The organism is Scytonema hofmannii PCC 7110 (assembly GCF_000346485.2).
Taxonomy (GTDB): domain Bacteria; phylum Cyanobacteriota; class Cyanobacteriia; order Cyanobacteriales; family Nostocaceae; genus Scytonema; species Scytonema hofmannii.
Map to the genome: position 1 here is coordinate 2195095 of NZ_KQ976354.1, position 16399 is coordinate 2211493.

The window sequence follows — 16399 nt, forward strand, 5'->3', positions numbered from 1 at the left end:
GAAATCACGCCTATACAGACCAAGTCCGCCTGCGCGGACTTCTATATTAAGTCCACGTAGGTGGACTTTGTTTGTATAGCAAGAGAATTCTATTCTTGCAGGCTTGTGCCAAATTGGGATGCTCCCGGTTTCGCACTTATTTACCGGGGTTCTCGCTCTCCCATTATGCTTTGATAGAGCTACTGAAAACTTAGTAACCAAAAGTTGACTTTAATGTATAAATATATACTTTTTTGTCATTCACATAAAAACGAGAACGAATTGCAAGTCAATGGTATAAATTGCAATTAAGTCACTAGTAATTACCATGAATGTTTATCACCGCAAGCTGTATGCGTTAGTGCGATCGCTTGAAACTATCGATTGGCTTGGTACAGATACATCATATATCTATAAGGGATTAAAGTGTTTAACCCCGTATTTACAGGAATTGCAGAACTGGTGGGAGAATCTTGGCGGTAAGACAACGACAAGTATTAGTAGTTCTTCTGATAGAATTAACCTGAATTCAACTGCGCCCTATGGACAGAGGAATAACATTGCAGTTCGCCATCCCATTAGCGGACAGGAACAAAATATCAATGTTTCAGCATTTAATACTCCCATAGATATTAGTACAATCGCAGACGAAGAGGATGTCATCAAAGTATTTTGGTGGTTTTGGCGGTACTTTCCCGAACAACTCGCACGTCAAGATTCAGAAAATGCTCTGCTGATTCCCACACACCGCATTTTACCAGACTGTCCGTTGCACAGTTACCAAAGTACGGTTTCTGCGCTAACTGGAGCAATTTTTCACGAGTCAAACTTAACCTCTGTTCCTGTGGTGGAACAGCAAGAAGGAAATTCAACTGTCTCTCTTCCTGTGAAGGAAAAACTCGGAGATGAGTTGGACAAACTTCCCTATTTACTATTATTTACTTTTTCTCCAGTCCAAGAATTTATCAAATCATCGCGGAAGTTTCTTGACTTTTGGGGTGGTTCATTTTTACTACATTATTTCAGTGCATTACTTTGTTTTGAAGCAGCAAAAGTTTACGGACCGGATGCAGTGATTACTCCTTCTTTATGGAATCAGGAAATAATTGATGCGTTCCTATTTAAAAATGATGCCTTAAAAATTCCTAACTTTCCAGGATATCACAATCCTGCAAAGCATTTTCATGATAATAATCTCCAAGCTCAAAGTTTAAGTACAGCAGGTTTACCCAATGTTATTACTGTTTTAGTTCCCAATCAAAGAAGTGCAACTGACTTGGGCAAGAAACTTGACAAAAATCTCAAAGCACGCTGGTTGGAGATGAGTCATAAAGTGCGAGGCTGTATTAAAGAAAAAGTCAGAAATCTACTAAAAAATGAAAAGGAATTTGAACAAGTATCTCATCAAATTTTTGGTGAATTTCCAAATATTGAGTTAGAAAATTTAAAAAAAGAACTCAAGCAATTTTGTCAACAAGGATGTTGGGAATGGAATAAATTATGGGATGCTCAAATTGAAAATACCTGGGAAACATACTTTGTTGGCGTTCCCTTAGGACATCCCCAACAATCCTTAGAAATTGACACAACAAATTTGGAAGAAAATCAACGCCAAGAGTTGATAGCAGAATGGGTAAAATTGCAAAATCAGATTGCTAGACCAATGATCGACATCCCCAGCCAAGCCGAACTCAAAGCTTATCATAAAATTAATGTTGGTTCTTTGTGGGGAAGCTTACAAGCACGTCTTGGTAATACAATTCGAGTTATTAAAAATACTCGTGCTTGGCAAATTCCCGTTGCACCTGGGGAACGTTCAACTCTCTCCGGTCAGTATAGTGCAGTGCATCCTCGGTTTGTTTACCAACAATTTCAAAATGGATTGGGAATTCCTTCAGAATCATTACGTTTATTTTGGCGCGTGATGGGACTTGCTTATCCTGGATTATTTAATGGTTCGGAAAAATTGAATGCTATTGAATTAACTAAGCGGATGGCTTGGAAACATGGTGGTGTTGCTGAATCGTTGGGAGTTGTTTTAAATGATAGCGATGATGACTATGAAAATTTGATTCGTTTCCCCAATCTTTGTTCTATAGCTGCTGCACGTTTTGCTACCGATTATCCCGAAAAAGTTGCAGAATATTGGAATGATTTGCGACACGAAATTGACAAAGAACTCAAGTCAAAACACGATATATTTTGTTCTCGCACTCGTCGTCCTTTCCAAGTTAAACGTGCTGATGCTGCTTTACAAGGGAGGACAAATTACGGGAACGGTTATAACGGTGTCATGTTTTCTAGCAAATGGCTGGCTGATGACATGAATTTAAATCCAAGTGAAACCAACACACTGCGGACTGTTCTTGATAAAGTACAAAAAAAACACTTTGGTGATGCTAGTCCTGCGGATTGGTGGGTGTTGGTACTTGGTGATGGTGATGGGATGGGGGGGTATGTTAACGGACGCAAGTTGAAGTTTTACCAAAACTATCTTGTTGACGATTTATTGGATAGAAGCAACATCAACGATGAAGATTTAAGGGAATTACTTGAAACAACTCGCAAACGCATGGGACCCGCAACTCACATTGGACTCAATCGAGCTTTACTAGATTTCTCTAACCGTTTAGTCCCTTATATTACCGAGCAGCGTTTTTGCGGACGGGTGATTTATAGTGGTGGTGATGATGTTATGGCTGCACTACCTCTCGCAGATTTACCAGGATTTTTGCTTTCTCTTCGTGCTGCTTGGTGCGGTGCAAAAGACCCACAAGGAGAGTTTATTGATAAAGGTGGTTATTGGCAATGGGATACACAAAACTTAAATCAAAAGCCAACTCCATCTGCTATTCCCCTTCGTCCGTTATTCACAATGGGTGAAGAAGCAACAATGAGTTTGGGAATTGTCATTGCTCACAAAAGTGTTCCTTTACCGACGGTGTTGGAAAAACTGTGGGATGCGGAAAAAGAAGGAGCGAAAAAGTTGGTAGGTGGAGTTGTTCCCAATAGAGAAAACTCCGGTGAAGGGAAAAAAATTCCTGACAAAGATGGTTTGTGCTTCCGAGTCATTTACAGTTCGGGGAATACTTTGGAAGCATTTATGAAAGGTCATTTACTGACAGGGTGGTGGGATTTTATCCAAGCAAGTCAAAGATACGACAACCTCGATCTGAGTCCAGTTTTGTATCGTTTAGCGGAGGAATTACCCCGTCATGCTGAGATTACCTCAAGCGATCGCTTATTTCAAAAAGTGGCAAAAGTGGTGTTATCCAGCAGAGATGCAGAAATTCCCCAAGCAGTTGAAAATCCATTGTTGAAGTGGTTGGATGCTTGGGAAGAGTGGGCTTGGTGTACGAGGGAAACCACTCGCCCAAGCAAGACGCTCGCTTTAGGAAGTCAACCCCAAGATATTGCCATGTTGTTGAGATTCACAGCATTTTTAACAGTAGGTTGGGTTGAGGAACGAAACCCAACATTCAGTAGGTTGGGTTGAGGAACGAAACCCAACATTAGTTGAGGAACGAAACCCAACATTGAGTTTTTAACAGTGACAAATGACAAATTATGCAATGGTACGCAATTGAGCCACTCAATGTCTTACTCTTTCGTGAAGCAAAACCTTTCTCTCCAGGAGAAGGAGCTTGGGCGAAGGGGATGTTTCCGCCAATGCCAAATACTGTTTTTCAAGCGTTACGTTCGGTTGTTAAGTCCAAAGAAGCGATCGCGGATCAGCAAAAGTCTAAATTAAAGCTACAATTTCTCGGACCATTTTTGCTGCGCGATACGTTATCAGGGAAAGAACTTTGGCTCCCAACTCCCAAAGATTTGCTGTGTGTGAAGCAGCGCAGTCAAAACCCAGAGGAAAATCCAGAATATGACAAAATTGAAGAACTTAAAGAATGGTCGCGTCTTGTTTGCTTGCAACCGTTAAATCTTAACAGCCCTGAGTGGAAATATATCACTTGTAGTTCGGGTTCTCTTTCTCAAAATAAATCTGAAGGTCAGCCCAATATCCAACTTTTACCAATGGTTCCTCCGACAGCTTTGGAGAATGAGAGCGCAAGCAATAGCCTTGAGGAAAGGGGAAAGGATGAATGGGTTAGCGGTCGTCCCACTTCTTGGATTAAGGCTTCGGCTTTAGTTCGTTACCTCCAAGGAGAAAGTTTAACCGACCCTAAAGATTTTCATTGTGACCCTTGGAGCATCCAAGTTTTACCGCACATTCAAATGGAACCAGGTCAGCGACAGGTAAAAAATGAAGATGGTTATTTTACTGAAGTTGCAGTTCGCTTGCATTCTCATTGGCAATTGGTTGTTGCAATTGATGCCACAATTGAATCATCTGTTGTGCGTTTGGGTGGTGAAGGACACCATGCTTTGGTGTTTCCTCTTGAGAGTTTACCCGATTGGGAGAAGATTGAATCCTTTAAGCAACCATCTGATAAGAGTCGCAAAGCTTACCTTTTGACTCCAGGACTTGCTCAAAGCGAACCGGAAAAACATATATATGGTGTTTATCCCCATGCTTGGGGTGAATATCTGAGGAGTTGTGTGAGCGATCGCGCAATTCTTTGGGGTGGTAAATCAGTCTTTGCGAAAACACCTATGTTACCCCAACGGGCGTTTGTACGACCTGGTACAGTGTATTGTTTTAAGCATGGGGTAGGTGATATTGGTAGGGTTTTGCCGAGTTATGAGTTGCGATCGCAGGAACGGGAGAAAAGTCAGGTAGAGACTAAACCTGAGTTGAAGTGGTTGGATACGCTAGCTAGTTTAAATTACGGAATTTTACTTTGGAGCAAGTGACTGTGAAGACTAACATATCTTATATATATCTATTATCGCCATTACATACCGGAGGAGCGAGTCAAGAAGGGAATACAGTTGGAATCGCTCGCGAAGCACATACAGATTTACCCTATATGTCTGGGGGTGGAATTAGGGGGAGAATTCGAGCTAGCACTCCAAAAGAGAAACAGAAGATTTTATGGGGAAACACTATTGAAGACGTACAGCAGCACGGAGATAATAACTTAACTCAAGGAGCACTTTGGATTGGAGATGCTGCAATTCTTTGGTTTCCAATTCCTTCTCTTAGTCATGGGATTGTCTGGATTACATCGCCATTTTTACTAAGACGCTGGCTGCGGTTATACAATCCAACTTTACCTTTACCTGAGCCAGTGAGTTTTAGCGGTAGTCATAAAAGTCAACTTTATTTAAAAGATGCAATTTTTCAAGCTTCAGAACTTCATGAATGGTCAGATTGGAAGGATTATATTCCTAAGGGGAATGAGGTATCAGAGACAATTAATAAGGCATTAATTCTCTCTGATACTGATTGTAAAGTTCTCATTCAAACAAGTCTATGGCAGCAAGTACGGGTAAATTTGGGAGAAGGTAAAGTCCTTGCAGAAAATGCTGGTTTTCGCTATGAAGAAGCAATTCCACCAGAAACTTTGATGTATTTTCCTTGGGGGAATACGACGACTGCTAACGGTAATGGTAATACTGCTTGTGCTGAATTAAAGCAAATATTTGATAACCAAAATATTTGGCAGTTTGGCGGACAAGAGAGTCTGGGACGGGGTTTGGTGGAATTATGGACAACAGAATTACTCTGATCTCGAACGAAGATTACTTAATTAAATGAACCGCGAAGACGCAAAGAGCGCAAAGAAAGAGGAGAAGAAAGAGTAACTACAAATAGGAAAACAAATGATAAACTACGATCCTCGCAAAATTTCTATCAAGGTTTATACAAATCTCAAAGATGTTAAAGATAGCACTCAAGATTCCAAACATCACGACGAACAGAAAAATCAAGCTGTTGAATTGTATACCTATATTGCTACTTGGGGATTACTGCGATTAAAAGGTGAAGATGCTGCATTAGTCAATCAAGCGCAAAAGCAGAAGGTTGTGAGGTGTTTTTTTAAAACCTTAAGCCAATTAGTCTTTCCCAGTGATCGCTCTAATCCTCTTGAAGGTTTACCAGGTTTAGATAGACTCACTCAAATGTCAGCTTCGGAATACTTGGGAGTAACAGGAGTTGCGCTTCAGGTGGCGCGTGAGTTTTCATTTTGGGCTGAGTCTCTGTACGCCAAACAAAAAACAAATAATGTCTGAATGAGTTAGGACTTACCTCTCTCACTCTTATTCCTCCGTGTCCTCTGCGCCTCTGCGGTTTTTTACATAAAAAGAATAAAACCGCAGAGGACGCACCAGAGCGCAGAGAAAAAGAAAGGAGAAAGAATTTTGACAACACTTTAGGAGTTCTTCGCAATGGCAATTTCTAAAAATCCTTGGCTAAATCATCCTTTACACGGTAATCCCAATCCCGGAACCGACGCAAGTTTTGTTGAATATCTACGCTGGATGCGAATTTTGCGAGAAAATCCTGATGGGAATTCGCAAGTTAGCTTGGTCAATAATGGTGAAGTTCTAGAACTCTTGGATGAGTTACTAAGTCGTAGCGATTATAGCGATCGCTTGCTGCAACTTACAGAACGAACGCGACGAATGGCTGCAGTACACTTTGAAGTGAAAGCAACTTGGCGGGTTCGCGTGGGTGGAATGCGCGGTCCTGAGTCAATGTTGCTACCTGCTTTTGATGCTTTGGGAATACCTTATATCCCCAGTACAACCTTAAAAGGGGTGGCGCGAGAAATGGCGGAACGTGAACTGACCACTAAAGCACCTCGCGTAACTCCAGAACAAGTCCGGGATATTTTTGGTGAGATTGAACCTACGCCTTGTATGGGAAAGGTGATTTTTTTAGATGCGTACCCGTTACCGTTTGCAAAGACGGACGATGAAGACGAGATGGAAGGATTGGTACCTGATATGGCAAATTCTATCTGGACTTGGGATAGCGATCGCATTCCGCAGTACAGGGCGAATCCGAATGTCTTTTTATCACTTCGCAAACCCAGGTTTATAATTGGATTGCGTTTGGTCAGTGGAGCAGATTCTATTATTCTTGAACACGTACAGCGCTGGTTGTTTAAAGGGCTTGCTCAAGGTATCGGTTCTAGAGTGAATAGCGGTTACGGAACGTTTGAAATTGTTACTCAACAGGAACAACCAAAGAAGGCTAAAGAAATTCTCTCGGTAAGATTCCAACTGCGCGGACAATTAATTCATGGGAGACAGTATTTTAATAATTGGCAAGAAAAAAGAGAGAAATCTGAATGGAAACCTCCAGGTATCGCACAATCTGAGGTTCGTTCTCCTGCATTTCGTTCCATACTACGTTATTGGTTCCGGACGTTAGCATTGGGAGTATTAGACGCAAGCGTAGTTAAGGATTGGGAATTAGGAGTTTTTGGAGGTATCGACCCTGAAGCTAGGATGGGAATGTTTCAGTTAGAAATTCCTGATGGTAGAGTTGTACGCGATAACGCTAGCAAGAGAGACGAGGCGTGTGGATTTGCAACAGGGACTTTGATTGTACGACAATCACCCTTGTTTAAAAAATTGCTACCAGAGCAGCAAAATGCTCTTACCAATCTCTTAGCAAGTCTAACTTGGTTAGCATTTCACATGGGTGGTGTCGGTCAAGGAGCAAGACGACCTTGTTATTCCCGACAAGATAGAAATTCTGCTCCTTGGTGGCGTGGTTCGAGTGTTAAGTTAATCAGCTTAAATCAAGAGAATAAATATTGGCTTTGTCCGCCGCAGTTAGAAAATTTTCAGAATCGGTTTCGCAGTCGGTTGAATTACTTTTATACACATCTCTCAACATTAACAGGGTTAGTTTGCGATTCTACTCAACCTAGAACAGCAGACAATAATGGTAATTGGGCTGAAGCGATTGACAGCAATTGTCGTATTATCTGCATTCAAGGTAACATGATAGGCGGTAAACCCCCAGCTTTAGCATTATTGCATCAAGAAGCGAGAGGGGAAAACGGTTACGATCGCCAATTGTGCGGTTCAATTAACGAGCGATCGCCTATTTGGATTGCACGTGTTGGTAGTCCTTTCAGGGAGACAGGTTTTGACAATCAAGGTTTTGATGTTGTGACTATTTTTGGAGTTAACAATCCCCGTCGCCAACGCTATTTTGACAAGTTAAAGCAAAAACAAACACAAGCACAAATTTTTTAAGTATCAATCCTTCTTAATGATTATTTCGTCAAATAATCTGGTTGCGAATAACGACTTGAATCTAAATCGTTCTTAAGATTCTGCTTGAGCAATTTGCCGAACTTGTGCAAGGGTTAGCCCTAGTAAATCTGCTACCTCTTGTTGTGTCATCCCACGCGCTAACATTGGCGATACTAATTCCAATTTTAATGCTTCGCGACCTTCTTGACGACCTTCTTGGCGACCTTCTTGACGACCTTCTTGGCGACCTTCAGCTTTCGCTTCTTGATAAACTCTAGTTTGCTCTAAATCAATTCCCAACATGGCTTCTACCTCTACACGACTGAGATTAATGAATTTGTAAACGGCGATAGTTGTGATTACCTCTATTATGTCATCCTGCGGTAGAGTGCTTGGCTCAGAAGCCTTGACCCTTTCAATTAACTGTTTTGCTTGTGTGACCATTTGCTCTTCCGACGCTATGGTCAGTTGCAACAAGCTGATTGCAACTGGTTGCTCTTGGGGGTTACCTAACTCAGCCTGATTGATACTGGAAAAATAGTGTAGGGGTTGAGGAACTCTCTTTGCAAGTAACCCTTCAGGGGGGTATTCGTGCGATCGCCAAGTTTGTTATAAATTTACCCACCGACTTACTGAGGCGATCGCGAATTATTCTTCTGTATTTTCATTCTCAAAATTATCAAGCTCTAATGTATATTTTAATGCTTCTCTTAGCATCAATAAGTAATTAGGAGAAAGAGTCCCTAATTTTTTCATTAATCTCTGCTTATCAATAACAACAATTTGATAACAAAGCACTACAGATTCTTGTATTAAGCCACCTTCACCTACAGGTAAAACTATTGTACCTGGTACTTTAGCACGTCGTAAATTACTAGTTACAGGAACAACTACTACTGTTGTTGTGAATTGATCGAGTGTACTTCTTTGAACAATAATAATTGGTCGAATACCTCCTTGCTCTGAACCCCGACTCGGATTCAAATCTGCTAAATAAACATCTCCTCGCATCAAACTTTATCCTCTTTCTGAAGCAGGGGAAGATAATCGGCTAAAGCTGCTTGTGCAAAAGCTAAATCTTCCTCAGCAAATTCAGCTTTTAGCATCGCTGCTTCTTCATCAGAAATTGCATTCCATTGCTGAGTCAGTTTTTTCTGATGTAGAGAAATAGTGAAGTCTAAGACTTGCTCTTGCCAAGACACAGGCAATTGAGACAAGACTTCTAGCAGTTGAGATTGAATAATCTCTGTTGTCTTTTGTGTCATTGCCACACTTCCCAAAGCAACTCAGCGATTTTTTACCTTTATTTTTTTATAATACTGCATAAGTAGGTCAATACGAAAAAACTTAGTTAAAGTATAAAGAATGTTTGGGGTGTAGTTGCGCTTTAACTTCCTGGTCAAGAAAATGGGTGAGCGAGGACGCCCATCCCACAAGATGTGATATCAGTAAAAACTGTGAGATTTCGTTTCTGTTTCGTTTCCATTACATCGACTTCAGATGAAGCCAGCTAATTCAAAGCAATTGTTTCTGAAGTATTTCGCACTCCTGAGAAGTATCTCAACAATGCGAATTACCGCAAGCGATCGCTAACTTTGAATTAACTCATACCACTGTAGCTAGGACAAACTTGTGAAGACAGAGCAAGATGCTATTGACAAACAAGATTATTCGTGTAATTTTGAAATTTCATTGAGTTGTAACCATTGCAAGACTTCATGGGGAATCTCCTCAAAATGTTCGAGCAATAAGTCCATAAAAGCGAGATGTAGTGAATCATTGCGCGTTGGGTGACGTTGCTTTTTACCTTTTCTAAACCAACCACGTACAGTAGATTCAGAACGGGAACATATCAAAGCCATTTGTTCGTAACTTACATCCCACTTTGCGTAAAAGTCTGCTGGTAACATACCGAACTCCCAATGACTGTAGAGTAAAATTAAGTGCAGTTCGCGTGCCGTTATTTGACGGGGATTAGACATGATGAGTAGCGTGATGAGTGAGAGGTTGGAAGTACACTCCTTGTAAAGACGCGCCATGACACGTCTCTATATTCTTTTTCGGAGATGTCTAATGTGAATCTATGTGTGTTACTTCAATAATTTCTCCTTTTACATAACGCCAATAAAATCGTTTTGCCATAGATGCAGAAGAACTCCAAATATCACTACCATCTTTGTTGCGATAGCGATGAGTTCTCAAACTGCGATAAGCAGGACCATTATTAGCGAAACATTCAAAAGCTTTGTCGTATTGCTTGCGGTCTTTTTTTGGTAAATCATCAAGTTGTTTTTGGGTTTTAGGAGCAAAAATCAAACAAAACTTGACAGATTGAATTTGCATTCAATAATTTCCCAATGTCCAAACTTGACCGAAAGTAAACGCTCATACGATTTTGGATTTTAGATTTTGGATTTTGGATTGTAGAGACATTGTATGCAACGTTTCTACATTGTATTTTTTGACGCGACGGTGGAGCGCGTGGTTGTTTCCAAACGTTCATTTTGGTTATGATGAGTAGGTAAAAAGCTAAGAAATATTCCGCAGTCGCTAAACTATAAATGCTGCATCATCAATGCTCAATTCAGGTTGCGTTCCTACGACTGCAACTTTGCAACGACTGTGTGCAGTCATGGGATAAAATCTCACTTGGTCTTCGCGTCGGTTCACAAGTCGTGTCAGGTATTTGGATACGCTTTCAAATTGCTTCTCATCCAAGACACACTCAAACACAGACTTTTGCACGCGAAACCCATAGCTTTCAAGGAGTTTTGACACTTTATTGCGACGGGTGTCACTAACAATGTCGTAGCAAACTAAGTAAAACATAACTACTTCACCAAGGTTAGTATCGGTTTCTGGGTTTCAGCGATATTGGTGAAATTGAGAGGATTTGGGTGAAATTTTAATGCCAAGGGGCGGTAATATTCTACATCACCTATCAAAGATGAAATATATTCCCTTACCTGCAAATCTATACATTGACGGTAAGTGACTTCTCCAGCATAGGGATGCAGTACGAAAGTTTTCAATTTTCCTTCCCAATGTTGCAGAAAGCGTTGGATAAGAGTGTAAGATTTCTTCCCATTTCCATTAGTGTTAGCAAGATGACGGGTAAAATGCAACACCATGTCATCAACTATGGGTGCGCGAAATTCTGCACTCAAGTCCCATGCTAAAGGAAGTTCGCGATCGCGATCGCAGTATAAAATTCCATAATCTGGGTGAAGTCCTGCGGTTTGGAGATGGGTGTAAACATATTGATGTAAGAGTTGATGTCCCAGAGTTAAGAATTTGTTAATTTGTTTTGTTGTTATGGGGGGACATTGGTTATGGAAGGCGAGTAGGTAAGCAATAGCAGAATAGTGAATACTGTCTGCTTCGTGAATATACTCGTGCAATTCGTTAATGGATGGTGCAACTGATAGGTTATCCATCAACAATTCCAAGTAATTTAATGTGCGTTTGATTGTGGGATCGGTATTTTGGAATGTGTACTGACGAGTCCAATTTTGCAGAAAAGCGTGTTGATTGTGCAATTTTGCCCAAATTATACTTTCTGCTGTAGCGCGGTTAAATTCAGTATCACGCAGGCGTTGGCGCTGGTAAGTTAAGTATTGAGTTTGGACTGGAGAGGGGTTTTCTACACGTCCGATATATTCACCAGTTTGGGTTAAATACAAGACGGGAATTTGATTTAACCGGATAATCTGCACGATATCTTTTGGCAATTTGATATTACCAAAGATGATGAATTGACTAATATTGCTAATGCGGATTAAGAAACGTTGTCTCTCTTGTTGAAATACCTTCAAGTACTTGTTTTGAAGTTTGAATGAGGCATTTGGATCTGTGATGTATATAGTAGACATGGGTTCTGTGAAGTAAAAGTGTAAAGTCAAAGTAAGAAAGAATTTTTATTTTTTAGGTTTGTCTCTGGCTTGATTTGAAGAAATTTCTTCATTCCAGTGACTGACCTTTTATCTTTTTCCTTTTGACTTAATTCCATCTTCGCAGATGCCTATATGAGTATGTATCTGAGTAAAAGCGATTTTTATATGAGTTTGTATATGAGTTATATGACTTGGGATTAGTCATGAAAAAATCGGAGTGGGATGCTCCGATAAAGTTGGCGATCGCTGTAGTATTGGGATAAATTTCTTACCGCTAAAAAATTAGCTATTCAAATTTTCTTCAATTTATAAAAAGCCAAAGTCCAACTCAATACTGCTCGGTTAAGACCTTTTCGAGCGTCGTAGATAACGATATATCAAGAGTTTCAATCTACCTGATTTCCTTAACCGAGCAGTATTGAAGTCCAACTCTTCTGATTTTGTTTTAGCCGATCCCGAGTTTCCATTTTGATTCGACTTATAAAAAGCCAAAGTTGGGGAGATGGTCAGATGCTCAAATCGCTGAGCAGGAGTTTCCATTTTGATTCGACTTATAAAAAGCCAAAGCAAGGCTTTGTTGATGCTAAGCAACTTGGCGTTACAGTTTCCATTTTGATTCGACTTATAAAAAGCCAAAGCGGTCGTCCAACCTGGGATCTGTTAACCCCTGGAAAGTTTCCATTTTGATTCGACTTATAAAAAGCCAAAGTGTAATCAAACATCCGGTGACAGTATCAATATTGTTTCCATTTTGATTCGACTTATAAAAAGCCAAAGTTTTTTCTTATGGTTTTTCAACGATCATCATTTTTGTTTCCATTTTGATTCGACTTATAAAAAGCCAAAGCCCCTCAGCAGGGGGAGCAGTATTCTAGGCAGTTCCGCTGTTTCCATTTTGATTCGACTTATAAAAAGCCAAAGTTTAGAGGCTAACGGTTTTATAGGAAGTTATGCTAGGGTTTCCATTTTGATTCGACTTATAAAAAGCCAAAGATGGAGATGGCTCAAGAAGAAAAAAACAATATAAAGTTTCCATTTTGATTCGACTTATAAAAAGCCAAAGACTTTGAAATACCTCCAGTTAAAGATCCTCCATTAAAGTTTCCATTTTGATTCGACTTATAAAAAGCCAAAGCAATGGGAGAAGCTTGTAGAGGTCAAAAGTCTACATATAGGTTTCCATTTTGATTCGACTTATAAAAAGCCAAAGTTGAAGGAAAAGTTGTTTTTGTCGCAGTAGTTAAAGTTTCCATTTTGATTCGACTTATAAAAAGCCAAAGCCAGCACCCGCTTGGGCCTTGGAATGTTTCAGTATTGTTTCCATTTTGATTCGACTTATAAAAAGCCAAAGTCTTATTGAAGGAGATGGTGAAGTTTCAGAAGATGAGTTTCCATTTTGATTCGACTTATAAAAAGCCAAAGAGGAGTTGATTGAATTTATGGAGTTAAATACTCCCGAAGTTTCCATTTTGATTCGACTTATAAAAAGCCAAAGAATTTAACCGCTTAATTTCAATTTGTTCTGTGTCAAGTTTCCATTTTGATTCGACTTATAAAAAGCCAAAGCATGACGGCAATTCGGAATCGGGTATTAAATTCTAGTTTCCATTTTGATTCGACTTATAAAAAGCCAAAGTTTTTCCACCTGATGATGGATTAGACGCCGGCTAAAGTTTCCATTTTGATTCGACTTATAAAAAGCCAAAGAACTATCGCCATCACAGCCTATAATGATGATGTTTGTTTCCATTTTGATTCGACTTATAAAAAGCCAAAGTCTTTTAACAGTAGCTCCCGCTGTTGCTAAAGAACAGGTTTCCATTTTGATTCGACTTATAAAAAGCCAAAGATGTGGCGACCTTGCGGTCATAGGAGTTAAGAAAGCAGGTTTCCATTTTGATTCGACTTATAAAAAGCCAAAGGCTACCGCTCGAAAGCCTTGCCCTGAGGTAATTCTACAGCACTTTTTTGTGGGATGCAAATTTTGCTTCCAATAATTGAGAATTAGTTGCAATAAGTGTGCCATATCAACACTTCAAACCCTTACCAGGATAGTAATTTGTGGGATAGAACGAAAGAATAAGGGTTTCAGCCGTTGTGTCTATCCCACAAATGGTATACTAGGTTACAGTTTCCAAGTCATGGGACGATAAACTTCAACCTCACCCGTTAAACAAGCAACATACTCCCGCACCTGTAACTCAATACAACGACGATAAGCCACCTTATACCCAGTATTGGGATGCGTCGTTTCAGACTGTAATTTCTCTTCCCAATGCTTGAGATACTTCTTCAACGCACTTGCTTGTAAGTATACACCTCCGCGCTCGTCAGGAGGAGTAAAATCTTCAGGAGTTAATATTTTTTTATTCACAATATAACTGACAAACGAATCCACAACCTGAGCGCGGAACTCCTCCATCAAATCACTCACCAAAGCTGGATGGTTATCACGGGGAGTATGTAAATTTCCAAAATGCGTATGCAGTCCAACAGATTGAACAAAAGAAAAGACTTGTTGACTCAATAAAGTGTAGCCCAAACTCATTAAACTATTAATTGGGTCAGTCGGCGGACGTTTGGTGCGTTTATCGAAAGCAAAGAAACCAGTAAATAAAGAACCTAACGCCTGGAAATATATCGTAGCAGCCTTTCCTTCATATCCGCGCAGCGCATCCATGCTATCTGCTTTGGGTAAGCTATCGATTAAAACATCCATCAAGTCGATCGCTTGTGTTGCAAGTTCTGTTTCCCGACGACGATTTAAACGCATCAACAAAATGCGAGAGTTATGGAGTTTTGCAGCAACGATCGCTTCTGCTTGTTGGCGAGTAAACACTGGGTTTTCGCAACACTGGACTTGTCGTGTCAAATATTCTACTTTGGCACTTCCTTGTACAGCAGTATGTCCAAAGTATCTCCCTTTTTGCGAAAGATACATAATTGGTATCCGTCGTATTAGCGCCATACTCACCGCACCGTGAGAAACATTACAACAACCAAACATCACAATATTACTCACTCGCACAACTGGAACTTTAATTTTGAGTTCCCCTTGATAAAATACCTGAAATTGCTGATTCTTAACACTTAAGTAAGCACCTTGGTCTGTGATATATAATGTGCTCATAAAATCCTGCCAGTAATGTGAAAGTGTTGCTCTGGGAAAATTGATAGGTTTGCCAATACTGCAAGCTTTGGGAGGACGGGAAACGGGTTTTGTTGGTCTTGGTTTGCGGCGAAAATAAGGCGTACCAGAATCATTAATAACCCATTCCCCTTCCCGTACTGGTTCTGGTGGAGGTGGTGCGTAAACTTCACCCTTAGCAAAGCGATAACCTAAAAAGGTAAACTCATCATCAGGACTAAAAATCTGTGTTTTTTCAGGTTGGAGAGTTAAATAAATCTCTCCCAACCAAGCAATAATTTTGTCAAGAATACGGTTAGCTTCTGAGAAAGTACTACAAGCGACCACCAAATCATCACCGTACCTCACTAAATTCATCCCCTGGTTGAGGCATTTTCTATCAAAATCAGTCAGGTATAAATTAGCTAACGCCCCAGAAAGGATACCGCCTTGCAAGACTCCTTTGCCAAAGTTGCGGTATTGTCCGTTAATGAGGATGCCCGCTTTCAGATGCTGTTCGAGCAACTGCAGTATAATTGCTTCAAGCCGCAATTCCTCCAACGCCGTTAACAATAACGCCCAAGAAAGACTGTCAAAAAAATCAGCGATATCTGTTTTGATAACCCATTTGGGTTGATACTTGTAGTATCCATATAAATGCTGTACCGCTTGCTGAATATTGTGTCCTGGACGATAAGCGTAACTACAATCCAGAAATGTATCTTCTAAGGGAAAATACAAGTCATCGAGTAGCGATCGCTGAACAATGCGATCGCGCACGGTTGAAATCATCGCAGTGAGCGAACAAACTCCACCTATCGACGGAAAAAGATCGCTGAACAATGCGATCGCGCACGGTTGAAATCCCAACCAACCGCTTACCGCCATTTTTCTTAGGTACATAAAACCCTTTAGCAGGGCTTGTTGTGTAAGTTTCATGCTGAATTTGGAAGGCCAAATTCCGTAACTCCTCGGTAGCTATTGACTCAAATAAGTCAACAGAAATACCATCCACACCAGCTGCTTTACTTCCTGCGCGGACTTGCAGCCATGCATAGTTGAGATGTTCTATAGTGAACATAAATGATTAAGTAAATATTAAGACATCGTAGGTTGGGTTGAGGAACGAAACCCAACATTAAATCGAATTGTTGAGTTTCATTCCTCCAAAGGGATTAAGGATGTAAATTCAATTTATGTGTACACCGTAGCCAATCCCTCGCCGTCCATCTAATTTGATTATTGCAAGGACGTATATGAGTATGTATACGAGTAATTGACGAAA

14 protein-coding genes and 1 CRISPR repeat array are annotated in these 16399 nt (G+C 40.3%); of the genes, 5 read left to right on the top strand and 9 right to left on the bottom strand.

Going from position 1 to position 16399, the window contains the following annotated elements; all coding sequences use genetic code 11:
* Positions 1-307: 307 nt before the first annotated feature.
* The 5 genes from WA1_RS09480 (at position 308) to WA1_RS09500 (ending at position 8094) form a co-directional block, all read left to right on the top strand.
* A complete protein-coding gene (locus tag WA1_RS09480) occupies positions 308-3475 on the top strand; it encodes a type III-B CRISPR-associated protein Cas10/Cmr2 (RefSeq protein WP_017743756.1) in 3168 nt (1055 codons plus the stop codon).
* Positions 3476-3546: 71 nt separating this feature from the next.
* The gene (locus WA1_RS09485; protein WP_017743757.1) at positions 3547-4788 is read left to right on the top strand and encodes a type III-B CRISPR module-associated Cmr3 family protein; all 1242 of its coding nucleotides are present in this window, start codon (positions 3547-3549) and stop codon (positions 4786-4788) included.
* Positions 4789-4790: 2 nt separating this feature from the next.
* On the top strand, positions 4791-5606 hold the full coding sequence (cmr4, locus tag WA1_RS09490) for a type III-B CRISPR module RAMP protein Cmr4 (protein ID WP_017743758.1): 816 nt from the start codon (positions 4791-4793) through the stop codon (positions 5604-5606).
* Positions 5607-5700: 94 nt separating this feature from the next.
* On the top strand, positions 5701-6111 hold the full coding sequence (locus tag WA1_RS09495; RefSeq protein WP_017743759.1) for a hypothetical protein: 411 nt from the start codon (positions 5701-5703) through the stop codon (positions 6109-6111).
* A 156-nt stretch (positions 6112-6267) separates the two neighbouring features.
* A complete protein-coding gene (locus tag WA1_RS09500) occupies positions 6268-8094 on the top strand; it encodes an RAMP superfamily CRISPR-associated protein (protein ID WP_017743760.1) in 1827 nt (608 codons plus the stop codon).
* A 72-nt stretch (positions 8095-8166) separates the two neighbouring features.
* Here the strand turns inward: WA1_RS09500 and WA1_RS09505 are convergent, their stop codons facing one another.
* The 9 genes from WA1_RS09505 to WA1_RS61625 form a co-directional block, all read right to left on the bottom strand.
* Positions 8167-8571: an Rpn family recombination-promoting nuclease/putative transposase gene (locus WA1_RS09505; RefSeq protein WP_419183585.1), complete on the bottom strand. Its 405-nt coding sequence runs from the start codon at positions 8569-8571 to the stop codon at positions 8167-8169.
* Positions 8572-8742: 171 nt separating this feature from the next.
* On the bottom strand, positions 8743-9105 hold the full coding sequence (locus WA1_RS09510) for a type II toxin-antitoxin system PemK/MazF family toxin (RefSeq protein ID WP_017743762.1): 363 nt from the start codon (positions 9103-9105) through the stop codon (positions 8743-8745).
* The gene (locus tag WA1_RS09515) at positions 9105-9359 is read right to left on the bottom strand and encodes a hypothetical protein (protein ID WP_017743763.1); all 255 of its coding nucleotides are present in this window, start codon (positions 9357-9359) and stop codon (positions 9105-9107) included. Before WA1_RS09515 ends, WA1_RS09510 begins: the two co-directional genes overlap by 1 nt.
* A 402-nt stretch (positions 9360-9761) precedes the next feature.
* Entirely contained in the window at positions 9762-10133 is a 372-nt protein-coding gene (locus tag WA1_RS09520; RefSeq protein WP_017743764.1) for a hypothetical protein, read from the bottom strand.
* Positions 10134-10164: 31 nt separating this feature from the next.
* The gene (locus tag WA1_RS09525; protein ID WP_017743765.1) at positions 10165-10437 is read right to left on the bottom strand and encodes a hypothetical protein; all 273 of its coding nucleotides are present in this window, start codon (positions 10435-10437) and stop codon (positions 10165-10167) included.
* Positions 10438-10644: 207 nt separating this feature from the next.
* Complete coding sequence (gene cas2, locus WA1_RS09530) at positions 10645-10923, bottom strand: CRISPR-associated endonuclease Cas2 (RefSeq protein WP_017743766.1); 279 nt, start codon at positions 10921-10923, stop codon at positions 10645-10647.
* Between the two features lie 2 nt (positions 10924-10925).
* Positions 10926-11966: a CRISPR-associated endonuclease Cas1 gene (gene cas1, locus WA1_RS09535; protein ID WP_017743767.1), complete on the bottom strand. Its 1041-nt coding sequence runs from the start codon at positions 11964-11966 to the stop codon at positions 10926-10928.
* A gap of 480 nt (positions 11967-12446) precedes the next feature.
* A CRISPR array of direct repeats spans positions 12447-13909; the repeat unit is 35 nt; unit sequence GTTTCCATTTTGATTCGACTTATAAAAAGCCAAAG.
* 203 nt (positions 13910-14112) lie between these two features.
* Complete coding sequence (gene cas1, locus WA1_RS09540; protein WP_419183586.1) at positions 14113-15906, bottom strand: CRISPR-associated endonuclease Cas1; 1794 nt, start codon at positions 15904-15906, stop codon at positions 14113-14115.
* On the bottom strand, positions 15857-16195 hold the full coding sequence (locus tag WA1_RS61625) for a hypothetical protein (RefSeq protein ID WP_419183587.1): 339 nt from the start codon (positions 16193-16195) through the stop codon (positions 15857-15859). The genes cas1 (WA1_RS09540) and WA1_RS61625 overlap by 50 nt, the downstream gene beginning before the upstream one ends.
* Positions 16196-16399: the final 204 nt, after the last annotated feature.